The sequence below is a fragment of the Methanobrevibacter olleyae genome (assembly GCF_900114585.1).
In the GTDB taxonomy this organism is placed as follows: Archaea; Methanobacteriota; Methanobacteria; order Methanobacteriales; family Methanobacteriaceae; genus Methanobrevibacter; species Methanobrevibacter olleyae.
In genome coordinates this window covers 19,604-35,761 of sequence record NZ_FOTL01000001.1, presented here as the reverse complement: position 1 = coordinate 35,761, position 16,158 = coordinate 19,604, and the positions used below count along the sequence as shown (strand labels likewise).

Sequence of the window (16,158 nt, the reverse complement as noted above, 5' to 3'; positions counted from 1 at the left end):
TTCTATTAGTTTTTACTAATACTTATTATTTAATCAATCATACTTTTAATTAAAACATATTTAATTTTTTAGCAGATTTTCACTTTTAGACAATTATTATTTTTCACATGCTTGGAAAATTTTATAAATTCTAAAAAAAATATTTAATTATATGAAAAAAATACAAACTCCTATTAGTGATGATGTAATAAATGATTTAAAAGTTGGAGATAAAATATCTCTTTCAGGTTTAATGTATTGTGGCAGAGATGCAGCTTTACCAAAATTAGTTAAATCTATAGAAAATGAGGATATTGATAGGTATCCTTTTGATTTTAAAGGCATGGCTATTATGCATACAGCATTTAGTGTTGCAGGTATTGCTCCAACTACAAGTAATAAAGCAGAAATTGAATCATCAATTCCAACATTATCTAAAGCAGGAGTTAAATTTCATATAGGTAAAGGCTCTTTATCTTGTGAAACTAAAAAAAGTTTAAAAGAATATAATTCTATTTTTATTGTTACCCCTCCGCTAGCAGCACTTTTAACAAATAATATAATCTCTAAAAAGTGTGTAGCTTATGAAAAAGAAGGTATGGAAGCTTTTTTTGAATTAGAAGTTAAAGACATTCCAGGTATTGTAGCTATTGCACATGGTGAATTTTTATAATTAATCATTGCCATTTTTTTATTTCTTTTATTCTTCTTATTGTTCTATCATTATTTTTCAAATGCTCTTTTAAATTTTATATACTATTTTTAAGATATTATTATTTGTAAACTATTTTTAAGAGATTATTTTTAAACTATTTTTAGGAGTATTCTAATGCAACGAAGAGGTACTACTAATTTACCATTACATGGAGGACATACACCAAGATGGTTATTTGATAGAATGGCTAAATTATCTGGTGCAATTTCAGAAGTTGTCATTGATGAATATGGCCCTAATGAGTTTTTAAACCGTATATCTAATCCCTACTGGTTTCAAGCATTTTCATGTGTACTAGGTTTTGATTGGCATTCTTCAGGTACAACTACAACAACTCTCGGAGCATTAAAATCCTCAATTGACCCTGAAAAGCATGGAGTTTATATATCTGGTGGTAAAGGTTCGGCTTCTCGTAAAACTCCTCAAGGAATAGAGTTTGCTGGAGAGATATTTAATCTAAAAAATTCTAATATAGTTGATATGATTAATTCAAGTAAACTATCTGCGAAGGTGGATAATTCATGTATTCAAGATGGCTATACATTATATGTTCACAATTTCTTTATCACTGAAAAAGGAGATTGGGCAGTTGTACAACAAGGGATGAATACTAGTACAAAATATGCAAGACGTTATCATTGGATGGGAGAAAATGTAGATAGTTTCTTAGAAGACCCACATAATGGAATATCTTGTGATAAAAAAGAAAATGAAGCATTGAATATGGCTTCAGAAGAAAGTGTTGAAGCTCAAAAAATTGGGGTTGATTTAATTAACGATAATCCATCCCACCTAAGAAATTATTTTAAAAGGAAAGATTCTAATCAACTTCTTTTAACTGATTTTAGCATTAATGAAACAAATTCTCTCACTTTAGCTCCACATCATCAAGTTTTAGATATGGATTTATCTGATAAAGAATTTGAAGTTTTAAAAAATGCATGGGAAATTCAGCCTAAAAATTATGAAGAGTTGATTCTACTTCAAGGTATTGGCCCAAAAAAGATAAGAGCTTTGGCATTAATTTCAGATTTAGTATTTGGTGAACCTGCTAGTTGGAGAGATCCTGTTAAATATTCTTTTAGTCATGGAGGTAAAGATGGCTTTCCCTATCCTGTTGATAGGGATACTTATGATAATTCTATATCTACTGTAAAAGATGCTCTTTATCAAGCAAAATTAGATAAATATGATAAAATGAAAGCTTTAAAACGATTAGATGATTTTATTTCTTAGGTTTAAAAATTGAAAAATAAAGCTTAAAAATTATTATTTTTTAATAGGTATAAATAATAATTACTCTTCTTTATGGATTTTCCTATTTTCATCATGAATATTTACATTTTTTCCATGAGCTGTTGGAATAACTTCAAATACAGGATTTTCAAATTCTAAATCAAATTCTTTTCCATCCATTAATAAATGTTGGAAAATAGCAAGTGCTGCAACCTCAGAATGAGGTTGTGTAGTTACAGAAACATTCCAATCAGCATTTTTATAAACTTTTGTAGATACCTTTGCTCCACCAACAATGATTAATATATCCTCACCAGTTTCACGAACTTCATCTACAATTTCATGAGCTTGAGAACCATACATAGTTAAATGAACTATTTTTCCTCCATTTTCTCTCCAGTTCATTATTACTTCCATGTAAGAGTTATTATACTCTATTTCAAAGTCTCCTCCCCACCTGTTTGCAATGTCTTTAACACTTTTCATCATGCTATGGTCTTCTTCTCCAGCTAACCATACTTTACTTGCTCCAAAAGCCCTTGCAGTTAAACATACATGTGTTGTAATACGAGTATCTCTTCCAATTCTATGATCTAATCTTAAAACATTAATATTCATTTTTTCACTCTTCTTTTAATAATATAATAATTTTAGGGGGTTTGAATTTTCTGTATTTTTATTCATTATCGTAAAAAATTAGTTTTATTTCTAAAAATACAATTGTATTTTTGGTTATATAAAAAAATAGGTCTTAAATATAGTTAAATTTAAATAAAATACTTTATAAATATATTATTTATGATAATAATGAAGCATAGATTAAATTTAGATATTGAAGGCCCAAATTATACTTTGTTAAAAGAAATATTTAAAATTATTGGATTCTAGAAAAATCTAAAAAATGATATTAGTATCTTATGGATTTAAAAATTTAAATAGAACAATATTTACTTTTAATCATTTTTATAAGTAATGATCTTCAGATTTAAGATTTCATTTTATTATAAAATGAATTTAAATTTAAAAAATATCTCCTAAAAACATTTTAATATTTTCAGAACTTTTAACTCTAAATTAAGTTTTATAAAATTTTTTAATAAAGAATAAACTCTAAAAAAACTTTTAAAATCTTTAAACAGAATCCTAAACTCAAGAAATATGATAAAAAGAAGATGAAAAAAAGATTTTCATTGTTGGATGAGACTCTAATGGACTTAGATATTAATTTTCATAGAAATAAAAAGACTAAAGAACATCTTCAAAAATTAAATATCAAAAATGGAGCTATTCATCATCTAAAGGTTATTGTATTGGATTTAAAGCAACAACCGTAAATGGATTAGGATTCTATAAATCTGATTTGTATTTTAATCCATTCATGGAGTTTTAATCAATGCAAAACTTTTTTGAAGGGATTTTAGAAAACTTTTAAAAAAATAGGAATAATCAAGAAAAGAAGAGATATTTGCTCTTTGAATGGATATTGGACTTATATAAAATAATACTTAATAAATAGAGATTCTTCTTTTTATTTTTCCAAAAGACAATTTAAAACCATAAAAACTTTCAGAAAACTAAAAAATTCAAAACCCTAAATATTTTTAATAATATTTAAATAGTAATAAAAAAATAACTTTAAATAATAAAAGTATTATTTAAATACTTTTTTGTATTACTAATTTGCTATTTTTAGTTATTTAAGTAATACTTTTAAAATATTGTTATTTTATAGGTGTCAAAATGGATAAAAAAATATTATATGTTGGTATTGTTGTTGTCATTGCTATAATTGCTATTTTAGCATTTAATTATAATGATAACTCTAATGAAAGTTCAAATGGAATGATATCAGTAGAAGACATGGCTGGAAGAACAGTTAATGTTCCTGCTAATGTGGAAAAAGTTGTAGGTGTTGGATGTAGTGCAAGAGAGATTGTTTATCTTGATGCAGAAGATAAAATTGTGGGAATTGAACAGATAGAATCTAATTCTCAAGGCGCTTGGGGTAATGAGTTACCATATATGAAATCTAATGAAGATTTAATGAAATTACCAATAATTGGTAATGCAAAAACAGATACTGTTGATTATGAAAAGCTATCAAGTCTTAAACCAGATGTTGTATTTGCAGGAACTCCAGAACAAGCTAACTTAATTCAAAATAAAACAGGTATTCCAACAATTGTTAGCTATGTTGGATCTGTTGGAACAGAGGAACAAATGGAAAAATATAAAAAATCATTAACTATGATGGGGAAAGTTTTATCCAAAGAAGATAGAGCTAAAGAATTAATTGATTATATGGATGAAATTGAAAAGGATCTTAAAGATAGAACTAATAATGCTAATAAAGATAAAAAAGTATATGTTGCAGGACAAGCATTTTATGGTGTTCATAGTATAACTTCTACTAATCCTTATTACCCTTCTTTCATGCATTTAAATGCTACAAATGTTGTAAGTGGAGTTGGTGGGGACAATGCAACTCTACATGCGATTCAAATAGATAAAGAACAATTAATTAAATGGGATCCTGATTATATTTTTATTGAAGGTGCAAGTAATCAAGTTATTAAAGATGATATTTCTAAAAACCCAGATTATAAAAACATAAGTGCTATAAAGAATAAAAAAGTTTATAATTTATTAACTTACTGTTTATATAGCTATAATAAGGAAGAAATGTTTGCAAATTCTTATTATGTTGGTAAAATTTTATATCCTGATGAATTTAAGGATGTTGATGTAGATAAAAAAACTGAGGAAATATTCATTAAATTCAATGGAGAAAATGGTGGAGAGACTGCAAAAAATATAATATCTCATTATAATGCATTTGAAGCGACAACAATTTAATTTAATCTTTGGATGATGTTTATGGATATAATGGAAGAACCTTCAATTTCTGTTTTAGAATTTGAAAGAATTTTAAATTTTGCAACAAAAGGAATTAAAGTATTTAATATTATAAAAGCATCAGTGAATATGGGTTTATTTGATGTTTTAGAAAAAGAACATAGTTGTTTAGAACTTTCTAATAAGTTTTCAATAGACTATGATGTATTTTACTATATTTTAGAATCTTTAGTTAAATTAGGATTAATTGAGGAAAATAATGGAAATTACAAGAATAAAGAGATTTCTAATATTTATCTAAACTCAAATTCTCATTTCCAAAGAAAAACAATAATAAAATCTTTAAATCAACCTTTGGCATATTGGAATGACTTAGAGAATATTTTGCATTCTAAAGAAATAAAGCAGGATGAAAATTTTTTTAAATTTATTATTAAAGCAATGGCTGAGGATGCAGTATCTGGAGAGTTGCAAGAAACTTTAAATATAGTTAAAAACTATGTTGAATTTAAAAATTCTAAAACATTATTAGATATTGGAGGAGGACATGGTTTGTATGCTATTGGATTTAAAAAATTAAATCCAAATTTAAAAGCATTTGTGTTTGACTTTCCAGATGTATTGACTGAAACTAAAAATTTTTGTGATAAATATAATTCAGATATAATTCTGATTCCTGGAAATTTCTATGAAGATGATTTAGAAGGTTCTTATGATATAATATTCTCTTCCTATAATCCTGGTGGAAAAAATGCAAAAATTGCAGAAAAAATATATAATTCATTAAACATAAATGGACTTTTTATAAATAAACAATATTTTCCAACTAAAAAAGAGTTAAATTTAGATGATATTTTAAATAATTTAGAATGGAATTTTACAAACTTTGATAAATCGAATAAAGGAAAAATAAGATATACATTTAAAAATGATTTATCTTATGATTCCTATTTAAAAAATTTAGAAAATCTTGGCTTTGATATTTTAGATATATTCCCAATTAATCATCATAATGCCTCTTTTGGAACAACAGCTGAAGATAAAATAATAATTGCAAAAAAAGTGAGATAGTTGAAATTAAGTACTGAATCATACCAAGACTATATAAATAGAAAATTTATAATCATTTTGATTTTATTTATATTATTATTAATAGTATCTCTATTTTCAATAAAAGTCGGTGCTACTAATTTAAGTTTTAAAGAGATAGTATTATCTATTTTTTTTGATACAAAGGATTCATCAATAATTTGGAATATTAGAATATCAAGAATTGTTGTTGCTATTGTTGCAGGAATTTTTATGGGTGTTGAGGGTACAATACTGCAATGTGTACTTAGAAATCCTCTTGCAAGTCCTTATACAATGGGTATTTCACAGGGTGCTGCTTTTGGAGCATCATTTTCTATAATTATTTTAGGTGCAGGAACATTGTATAGTTCTCAAGCAGATGCTGTAATATTAAATAATCCTTATTTAACAGTGTTTTTTGCTTTTTTAGGTGCTTTGATTGGTGTTGTTGCAATAATTATAATTTCTAAAATTCGAAATTTAGCTCCTGAAGTAATGATACTTGCTGGAGTTGCAATGAGTGCATTATTTTCAGCAGGAACTATGTTTTTACAGTATTTTGCTAGTGATACTCAAGTTGCTGCAACTATATTTTGGACATTTGGGGATGTTAGTAGGGCTGTTTGGAATGATTTTTGGATTATGTTGATAATACTTATTCCAAGTATAAGTTATTTTATTTATCATTCTTGGGATTATAATAGTCTTTCTGCAGGAGAGACTACTGCTAAAAGTTTTGGAATTAACACTGAAAAAATTCGATTAATTGGTTTATTATTATCTTCTTTCACATCTGCATTAACTGTTGCTTTTTTAGGGGTTATTGGATTTGTAGGATTAATAGCTCCACATATTATGAGACGAATTCTTGGTAATGACCATAGATTTTTAATTCCATCATCAGGACTATTAGGGGCTTTGATTTTATTAATCTCAGATACATTATCAAGATTAATTCTAGCACCAATTATTTTACCTGTAGGTATAATAACTGCATTTATGGGAGCCCCTATGTTTCTTTATATAATTATAAAAATGAGGTATTAAGTGATTATATGCTTTTATCAGTTAATAATATGGAGTTTTCGTATAAAGATATGAAAATATTAAAAGGAATAGATTTTACAGTTGAAGAGGGAGATTTTGTTTCTATTTTAGGAATTAACGGATCTGGAAAATCTACACTTTTAAAATGTATAAATAAAATATTAAATTATGAAAGTGGTTCTATTTCTTTAAATGATGAAGATATTAAAAATATTGACAACTTTAAAATAGCACAGAAAATTGCTTATGTACCACAAAAATTTTCAGTTGAAAGGTCAACTGTTTTTGATGCTATTTTATTAGGCAGACGACCATATATAACATGGAATGTATCAGAAAAAGATATTGAAATAACAAAAAATATGATGAAATTATTAAATATAAACTCATATGCATTAAGATATATTAATGAACTTAGTGGAGGGGAGTTACAAAAAGTTGTTTTAGCTCGTGCACTTGTTCAAGATCCTGAAATTCTTCTTCTTGATGAACCTACAAGTGACTTGGATTTAAAAAATCAATATGATGTAATGAATTTACTTAAAACAATAGCAAAAGATAAAAAAATAACTCCAATAATTGTCTTACATGATATAAATTTAGCATTAAGATATTCTAATAAATTTATACTACTAAAAGATGGAAAGGTTTTTAGTTGTGGTGGTGAAGATATTATTAATGTTAACACTATAAAAGAAGTATATGGTATAGATGCTTATGTTAAAGACATAAATGGCATTAAAACAGTTATTCCAAAGCCTTATTAATATTTTTTAATTTAATATATATTTTTTCTTATATTTTATTTTGATAAGCTATATCTTTGCACTTTTAGAAATTTATCTAATTTTGCTATTTTTTGTTTTTTTATATTAAATGAAATTGCAAAGAAATTATATGATTATTAAAATAAATTAGAATCCTAGATTTTTTTTAAAAATTAGGGTATTTTTTGTTATTATTTTCTATGTTTTCAATATCCTATGATTTTTCATAGTAAAAATAAAAACCAAATAAGAGGCAAAATAGAAGACTTCCATATCTGAAGATGGACTCAACATGTGAAATATACACAAATATACACACGATAAAAAGAACAGTATATTTAAATGTTGTTTTAGCTGAATCATCACATTACAAGGTTAAACCACAAAAACAGACCTACAAAAGCCTGTAAAAATGTGAAAAATCTGGGAGTCTATATAATCATTTTTTAATATTTTTTCAATTTATAAGCACTAACTTTCTTAAAATACTATTTTTAGTATTAAATTAGGTATTAAAACTGTTTAAAATCTGTTTGATTAGATTAAGGTAGTAAAACTTGTTGAAATTACAATTAACATTGCTAGTAATGAGAAAAGCCTAGCTAATTCATTAGAAGTTCCAAGAACATCTCCATTTGCAATTTTAAGATGTTTGTTTGCAATTAATGAAGTTAAAGCACCACCAAATGCTCCACCAATAATACCCATAATACCTATTTGGAATCCTATAGTTGAACTAAGTAATAGAGAAATTAAAAAGGAAATAATTAATCCAAAAACATAATTTTTAAAGTTCATATACTTAATGAAGTATTTTCCAATCCCATCCTCTGATGGGTTAGAACTTATACAACAAGTTGTTAATCCTATTTTAGCAGAAATTTCTGCAACTATAATTAATAAAATTAAATCTAAGTTAATTGCATATGCATAATCAATCAGAGAACAATATGATGCAATTGTAATGGTTCCTACTATAAATCCACTAACTATTCCACCAACACCAGTCATAGGGTCTTTCATAGTACTTAATTTTTTTTCAGGACTTCCATGAACCATTATCCCATCACCAAAGTCCATCAGCCCATCAAAATGGTTAAATCCATTAATAATTAATAAAAATCCATAAACTATGGTGGCTATCAATAATGCATCAAAATGTATGTATTCTATTAATATAAAAGCAATAATTGTAGCTATTAGCCCTATAATTCCATTTATAATTGGCCAAAACCAAGTAATTTTTGCCATTTCATCAATTGTTGTGTAAATATTTAAAGGTAGGATTGTTGAAAAAGTTAATAATCCCCCTATTGAACGTAGGATAGAAGGATTTTGTTTTTCAAAATAATCATCATTGTTCTTTTCTTTCATATCATCAAATCTGCCAATCTATTATTTAATAATTTCATTCTTCAAGTGTCTTGGTTATGGAGCCTGCAATTAAACCAGCAAAAGTATTTGACAAAATTGGTCCTAATCCATATAATATTCCAGGTTTATTTTTAGAATATCTTCTAAAGTTTAATATAGCTTTTGTTCCAGCTATTTGATTAGCAATTGTAGCACCAATAAGTTCATCTGGATAGAAATGAATTAGTTTTTCATTTAAGCTTATTTCACGAACTCTTCCTTTTTGGATGTCTTCTTCCATTCTAATAGCTCCCATTAAAAGAGCGTTAATGTTTCTATCACTTATTGATTTAAGTAGTTGGTTTTCTAATTTTTCTTTTAATTCATCACTTGCTTCTACATCTTCTAAAAGGCTTGTTCCCACTTCAATTAAATCTCCAATAAGAATACCTTTGCTAACTAGATAATCTAATATTCCCATTTTTAAATTAATCTTTTCTAATGCATCTTCACAGCTTATAACAACTGCATCTTCAATTCTTTCAATAAATTCATCTAAATCTATATTATCATCTTCATATTCCATATTGGTTATATCTAAACCAATTTCCATAATATAATCTTGGTTTAAAGTTTCTTCTGGAAGATTGGATGCAATAACTAAGAAATCTTCATTATTTAAAATATTGTTTATATGTATTGGCAGATGAAGAGATTCAAAGAATTTAGTTTTTTGTTTAATAGCTGTTTTATAAAGCTGTATAAGTAATTTTGGACTAAATGCATGGTTTAATAGGATTATTTGTCCAAAATCAACCTTTGCATTGTTAAATCCTTTCCAACTATTTACTACTTTTAATTCATTAAAGAATTCTTGAACTTCAAGATCATTAGAAATTACTGTAATAACAGTTATGTCATTGTAAGAATTAATTATATAGTCTATTTTATCAAAGCTTTGGCAAATATACCCTCCATCAATAGCTTTATTTTCTTTATACTCTTCAGTAATTTCCATCAATTCAACATCTGTTAATGTTTCATCTTCATTTTGCCTATTAAAGCTTATATAATCATCTGATAGAACCATAATATTTTCAATTATATCGATTCCATCACTAATTTCTAAATCGCTGAATGTTAAAAAATAATTTGGATTATTAATATACAAAACATCTTCATTTTTTATCAATTCCCCATTTAATAATTTATTTTTGATGCTTTTGATTTCTTTAATGTTTTTATTTTTTTTAGCCATCAGATTCCTCTTTTTTAAATTTTAATTATTATACAATATTAATCTTTTTTGAATTTTTATTTCTAATTGACTTTTATAATTCTTAATCGATTAAAATATTTTAATAGATATATTTTTATAACAAATATTATTTAATTGTAATTATATATATTAGTTCAGATATTATTAGAAAATTTAATATAAATAACTTTTCATTTTTATTAATATTTATTATGATTTTTTAAAACTTAAGGAAGTAATTTTATGGCTTATATTATAGATCCTCAGAATGCAGGAATTTCTGGGAATATGATTATTGGAGCTCTAGTAGATTTAGGAGCTGATGGTGAAAAAATAAAAAATCTTATGGAAGATGTAGCAATTGACTTTGGTGAGGTGAAAGTATCTTTAACTAAAGTAAATAAAGCTGGAATTGATGCTACATTTTGTAATGTAAAAACTATTAATGAAGAGCATGAACACAATCATCACATTCATTTTCCAGAGTTTATAGAAAAAATTGACCTTTTAAAATTTGCAGATATTGAAAATTTAACTGATGAAATGGTTGAAAGGGCTAAATTGGTATTTAAGAGAATAGCTATTTCTGAATCAAAAGTTCATGGTAAAACTCTTGAAGAGGTTCATTTTCATGAAGTTGGGGCTGCAGATGCAGTTGCGGATGTTTTAGGTTCTATTTGTGCTTATTATGACTTAGGTATGGATAAAGATAAGGTAGTTGGACTTCCTATTGCAGTAGGTGGAGGAGTAGTTAAAACTGCTCATGGTATAATCCCAGTTCCAGCTCCTGCAACTATAGATATTCTTAAAGGATTAAGTGATGATGAATTTGGAGACTTTTCAAAAGGAGAAGCTAAATGTATTGGAGGTCCTATAAATAGTGAACTTGCAACACCTACTGGCTGTGCTTTATATATGGAACTTTGTGATGAATTTTTAGAATTTGCTCCGATCTTGTCTCCTGAAGAAATTGCATATGGCTGTGGTTCAAAAGATTTTGATTTCCCAAATATATTAAGAGTTATTAAGTCAAAAGAGACAAATGAAAAACATAGAATTTCAGTTATTGAAACAAATATTGACCATATGTCTGGAGAGGAATTAGGGTTCTTGTTTGATTTATTATTAATCGAAGGAGCTTCTGATGTTTCTATGGTTCCTATTACTATGAAGAAAAATAGGCCAGGGCATTTAATAAAGATTATTTCTAAGCCAAATTTAGTTGATCATTTAGTTAATATTTTATTTAAAGAGACTGGTACTTTAGGTATTAGAATTTCTGAAAATACTCATAGGGGAGTTGCTGAGAGGCAATTTGTTCCTTTAGATATTAATGTAGGGAATCATGTTTATACAATAAACTTTAAAATAGGTTTAATTGGTGATGAAATAATTTCCCATAGGGCAGAATATGAAGATTTACGTAGAATATCTGTAGAACAAGATATTCCTTTAATTGAAGTTCGAGATGTTGCAAATACAATGATTCGTGACTTTTTAGAGAATAATAGACAGTAGGAAATAATCAATTTTATATAAATCAAATTTATAAATAAAGCTAATTAAGATTTAATAGTTTTTACTAGATTTATAAATAAAGCTAATTAAGATTTAATAATTTTTACTAGATTTATAAATAAACCTAATTAAGATTTAATAATTTTTACCAAATTTATAAATAGGACTAATTATAACTATTATATGTGAAAATATGAAACTTCCAAGTTTAAACTTAGCATTCATTTCAAGATTTTTTATCATGTTAGCTATTGTTTTATGGATTTATAATGAGTTCTATCTTAAATCTGATTTATTAGAAATAATTTCTCTAATATGTGCTTCTTTATCGATTATTTCTATGGTCATATTTGCTATTCGATTAAAACAAGGTAAATATAATCAATCTTTTCAGATAGTTGTTGAAACAGATGTAGACAGAGCTTTAAAAGATGGAGTAATTTCTAAAGAACAAGCAGATTCTATTCAAAAGCGTTTTGTTCTTGATACAAAAGATTTATTGCTAAATGTGATTTTTAATTTTGCAATTGCTAATCATTTTGATTTAATTCCTGTTGAAATACTTCATGATATTTTACCTAATGTTCCAACAGCTCATTTAATGTACTTATATGAGGAATCTCGTGAGATTAGTGATGATTTAAATGATTATTTCAGATCTCAGAAATTTGCAAATAAAGCAGATGTAATTACACGTTGTGATGAAATAAAAGAATATTTAGCTAAAACTTATCCTTGGATGGCTCCAGATACATTAGATAATACTTATGATTATTTCTTTTTAGGAATTGGAAATGGATAATATTATATTTTAGTTCTCTTTATTATTTTTTCCAGCTCTTTCTAATTTTAAATTTAAAGAAATAGTTTTATTAAACTTGAATATTTCATTGAAAGGAACTAATAATTTATTAACGATTTGTGTTTTAGTGGTTTTAAGTGATTAAAAAGGTGTAGGGAGATTGAAAATATTTTAATAAAATAAAAAAAATAAAAAAATGGTAAAATGATTACCATTATTCCTCTAAAGGCTTAATCAACATTAAGTTGTCTCCTGCATTTACAGTATCTCCTTCCTCTATGAAGATTTGTTCTACAATACCGTCTTCTTCAGCATAGATATCGTTTTCCATTTTCATAGCCTCAAGAACTGCAACTACAGTGCCCTTTTGGATTTTATCTCCAGTATTCACTTTGATTTTAAGTACCATACCCTGCATAGATGCAGTAAGCGCACCTGTTATTGGTCCTATGTTTCCATCCTTATTCGCTTCGATTTGTAAGTATCCGGTAGGCATGATTTTAACATCAAAAACATCTCCATCAACTTCTACAGAGTATTCGGTTGGAATGGCTCCAAAATCACTTTCACCAGAGTCTCCAATTTTATGAGCCTCAGGGAATGGTTCTTCTTCAAGTTCACCTTTTAAAAACTGTTTAGCAACTGGAGGCAACATTGCAAGAGTAAGAATGTCTTCTTCCTTTTTGATTATTCCTAACTCTTCCCCTTCTTTTTTGAATTTTTCATATTCTGGTTCTATTAAATCTGCAGGTCTGCATTCAATAGGCTCTTCATCACCAATGATTTTTTTAGCAATTTCTTGATTAATTGGTGCTGGAGAACGTCCATAGTTACCTTTCATATATTCTTTAACTTCGTTAGAGACGATTTTGTATCTTTCTCCATTTATAACATTCATTACAGCTTGAATACCAACAATTTGGCTTGTTGGAGTTACAAGAGGAGGGAATCCCATATCTTCTCTTACACGAGGCATTTCTTCTAATACATCTTGGTATCTGTCTAATGCATTTTGTTGTTTTAATTGTGAAATCAAGTTAGAAAGCATTCCACCAGGGATTTGGTACATTAATACATCAGTATCAATTCTTTCACTAATTGGATCTATGTATCCTTCGTATTTTTCTCTAAGACTTTCGAAGTATTTTTTAATTTGGTTTAATGCTTTTAAATCAAGACCAGTGTCATATTCAGTACCTTGTAATGATGCTACAATACTTTCTGTTGGAGGTTGGGAAGTACCCCAAGCGATAGGTGAAATTGCAGTATCTAAAATATCCACTCCTGCTTGACAAGCGGCATAATAACTAATGGGAGTAATACCGCTGGTACAGTGTGAATGTAAGTTAACTAATAAATCAGTTTCTTCTTTTAATCTTATAACTAACTCGTAAACAGTTGCTGGATTAATTAACCCTGCCATATCTTTAATAGCTATTGAGTCACATTCTAAAGCTTCAAGTTCTTTAGCAAATTCCACAAATTTGTCTACAGTATGCACTGGACTAATAGTGTAACTGATAGTTCCTTGAACATGGGCTCCCTGTGCTTTAGCTACTTTAATAGATTGTTCCATATTCCTTGTATCGTTCATTGCATCAAAAATTCTAAAAATGTCAATACCACTTTCATAGGATTTTTCTACAAATTTAGTTACAATGTCATCAGCATAATGCTTGTATCCTAATAGGTTTTGACCTCTAAGGAGCATTTGTAATGGAGTTTTAGTAAAGTTTTCTTTTAATATTCTTAATCTTTCCCATGGATCTTCGTTTAGAAATCTTATACAAGTATCAAAGGTAGCTCCACCCCATGCTTCAATAGCATGATATCCAACTTTATCCATTTCTTCAGCAATAGGCAGCATATCTCTAGTTCTCATTCTAGTTGCTAAAAGGGATTGGTGTGCATCTCTGAATGCGGTCTCTGTAATTTTTACTTTCATCTTTACACCTCACTAAAATTTTCAAATATTTTCAATAAATATGATTTAAAAATTTCAAAAAAATTTATAAAAGATTTATAAAAAATTTATAAAAAATTTACAAAAATGACTTTTTTATTTTTATAAATAATGTCATTTATAAAACACATAAGATTAATTTACATTATATTACTATTTATTGTTATAACTACTAATAATACTTATCTATTTTATTCTAATTCTATTAATTTGATTAAGTGTTTTTTTAACAGATTTGATTAAGTATTTTTTTAATAGATAAATAAATTTAGTTAATGATAAAAATAAGATTAAATAATTTTTAAATTATTAAAAATAGTCTAATAGAAGAAAAGTAAGAATAATAGAAAGATAATTAAATATAATAGAAAGATAACTTAAAATATAAGAAAAATCATGAAAAAGTTAAAATATTAAAAAGTAGAAAAGTTAAAAACTTAAGAAATAAATTCTTAATATTCTAATTAACGTTCTATTTCTCCATTAATGAATGCTTCAACATTTGCTGCTGCTTCATCATCATTAAATTGTATTGGAGGGTGTTTCATAACATAGGATGAAATGGATGTTAATTGTCCACCAATTCCTCTTTCTAAGCCTAATTTACAACAACGGATTGCATCAATTACACATCCTGCGGAGTTTGGTGAATCTTCCACACTTAATCTAAGTTCAATTTCCATTGGCACATCACCAAATGTTCTACCTTCCATTCTTAAGAAACAAACTTTGTTATCTTTTTGCCATGGTACATAATCACTTGGGCCAATGTGAATGTCATTAGGATTCATTCTTTCTGCAAGTACTGATTGAACTGCTTCAGTTTTAGATTCTTTTTTAGAGTCTAAACGTTTTCTATTTAGCATATTCATAAAGTCAGTATTTCCGCCGGTATTAATTTGATAGGTGTGGTCTAACTTAACTCCTCTTTCTTTAAATAAATTACTTAAAGTTCTGTGAGTAATAGTTGCACCAATTTGTGCTTTAATATCATCACCAACTGTTGGAAGTCCCTTTTCTCTGAATTTCGCATCCCATTCTGAATCACTTACAATAAATACTGGCATACAGTTAATATAAGCAATTCCTGCATCTAAAGCACATTGTGCATAGAACCTTGCAGCTTCTTCAGAACCAACTGGTAAATAACTGAGTAATATTTCCGCACCACTTTCTTTTAAGGTTTCAACCACATCAACTGGTTTGCAATCTGCTACTTTAAATGTATAATCATCTTCAAAATCAGTCATATGTTCACTTACACCATCTAAAACAGGTCCCATACAAACTTTCACATCACTTTTAGGGATTTCTGCTTGGAATATAGTGGTACAATTAGGCTTTGCAAAAATAGCCTCATCAATAGTTTTTCCTACTTTTCGCTCATCAATATCAAAAGCAGCTACTACTTCAATATCTGTTGGATCCCATTCACCAATTTTCCAGTGCATAAGACCAATTGCATCTTTAGGGTTTTTATCTTTATAATAATGAATTCCTTGTATAAGTGAGCTTGCACAGTTTCCAATTCCTACAACGGCTATTTTAATTTTACTCATATTTTCACCAGTAATTTTAATAATAAAAATTTTT

13 protein-coding genes and 1 pseudogene are annotated in these 16,158 nt (G+C 27.1%); 9 read left to right on the top strand and 5 right to left on the bottom strand.

Annotation, left to right across the window (positions count from 1 at the left end; all coding sequences use genetic code 11):
* The first annotated feature begins 151 nt into the window (after positions 1–151).
* Both BM020_RS00135 and BM020_RS00130 read left to right on the top strand, forming a co-directional pair.
* Positions 152–652 (top strand): fumarate hydratase C-terminal domain-containing protein, encoded by a 501-nt coding sequence (locus tag BM020_RS00135; protein WP_067147624.1) that lies wholly within the window; start codon positions 152–154, stop codon positions 650–652.
* Between the two features lie 156 nt (positions 653–808).
* Entirely contained in the window at positions 809–1,930 is a 1,122-nt protein-coding gene (locus BM020_RS00130) for a DUF763 domain-containing protein (RefSeq protein WP_067147621.1), read from the top strand.
* 60 nt (positions 1,931–1,990) lie between these two features.
* On the opposite strand, the gene BM020_RS00125 is transcribed toward BM020_RS00130, so the two are convergent.
* Positions 1,991–2,548, bottom strand: coding sequence for a tRNA (cytidine(56)-2'-O)-methyltransferase (locus tag BM020_RS00125; protein ID WP_067147618.1), 558 nt, complete (start codon positions 2,546–2,548; stop codon positions 1,991–1,993).
* Positions 2,549–2,737: 189 nt separating this feature from the next.
* Here BM020_RS00125 and BM020_RS09760 point away from each other — a divergent pair.
* The 5 genes and pseudogenes from BM020_RS09760 to BM020_RS00105 all read left to right on the top strand — a co-directional run.
* Positions 2,738–3,423: pseudogene (locus BM020_RS09760) on the top strand (IS5/IS1182 family transposase); the annotation flags it as partial.
* Between the two features lie 247 nt (positions 3,424–3,670).
* Positions 3,671–4,786, top strand: coding sequence for an ABC transporter substrate-binding protein (locus BM020_RS00120; RefSeq protein WP_074797817.1), 1,116 nt, complete (start codon positions 3,671–3,673; stop codon positions 4,784–4,786).
* Positions 4,787–4,807: 21 nt separating this feature from the next.
* The gene (locus BM020_RS00115) at positions 4,808–5,857 is read left to right on the top strand and encodes a methyltransferase (protein ID WP_158499601.1); all 1,050 of its coding nucleotides are present in this window, start codon (positions 4,808–4,810) and stop codon (positions 5,855–5,857) included.
* On the top strand, positions 5,858–6,904 hold the full coding sequence (locus BM020_RS00110) for a FecCD family ABC transporter permease (RefSeq protein ID WP_067147608.1): 1,047 nt from the start codon (positions 5,858–5,860) through the stop codon (positions 6,902–6,904). It abuts the gene before it with no gap.
* An 8-nt stretch (positions 6,905–6,912) separates the two neighbouring features.
* A complete protein-coding gene (locus BM020_RS00105) occupies positions 6,913–7,671 on the top strand; it encodes an ABC transporter ATP-binding protein (RefSeq protein ID WP_067147604.1) in 759 nt (252 codons plus the stop codon).
* A gap of 537 nt (positions 7,672–8,208) precedes the next feature.
* Here BM020_RS00105 and cobS read toward each other — a convergent pair.
* Both cobS and BM020_RS00095 read right to left on the bottom strand, forming a co-directional pair.
* On the bottom strand, positions 8,209–9,045 hold the full coding sequence (gene cobS, locus BM020_RS00100; RefSeq protein WP_067147600.1) for an adenosylcobinamide-GDP ribazoletransferase: 837 nt from the start codon (positions 9,043–9,045) through the stop codon (positions 8,209–8,211).
* 34 nt (positions 9,046–9,079) lie between these two features.
* The gene (locus BM020_RS00095; RefSeq protein WP_082762154.1) at positions 9,080–10,282 is read right to left on the bottom strand and encodes a phosphatidylglycerophosphatase A family protein; all 1,203 of its coding nucleotides are present in this window, start codon (positions 10,280–10,282) and stop codon (positions 9,080–9,082) included.
* Between the two features lie 243 nt (positions 10,283–10,525).
* Between BM020_RS00095 and larC the strand changes: the two genes are divergently transcribed.
* Together larC and BM020_RS00085 are read left to right on the top strand one after the other, a co-directional pair.
* The gene (larC, locus tag BM020_RS00090) at positions 10,526–11,800 is read left to right on the top strand and encodes a nickel pincer cofactor biosynthesis protein LarC (protein WP_067147597.1); all 1,275 of its coding nucleotides are present in this window, start codon (positions 10,526–10,528) and stop codon (positions 11,798–11,800) included.
* Between the two features lie 193 nt (positions 11,801–11,993).
* Entirely contained in the window at positions 11,994–12,602 is a 609-nt protein-coding gene (locus BM020_RS00085; protein WP_074797813.1) for a hypothetical protein, read from the top strand.
* Between the two features lie 214 nt (positions 12,603–12,816).
* On the opposite strand, the gene oadA is transcribed toward BM020_RS00085, so the two are convergent.
* Complete coding sequence (gene oadA, locus BM020_RS00080) at positions 12,817–14,547, bottom strand: sodium-extruding oxaloacetate decarboxylase subunit alpha (RefSeq protein ID WP_067147591.1); 1,731 nt, start codon at positions 14,545–14,547, stop codon at positions 12,817–12,819.
* Positions 14,548–15,029: 482 nt separating this feature from the next.
* Positions 15,030–16,124 carry an inositol-3-phosphate synthase gene (locus BM020_RS00075; RefSeq protein ID WP_074797810.1) on the bottom strand — a complete coding sequence of 365 codons (1,095 nt, stop codon included), beginning with the start codon at positions 16,122–16,124 and terminating at the stop codon, positions 15,030–15,032.
* Between the last annotated feature and the right edge of the window lie 34 nt (positions 16,125–16,158).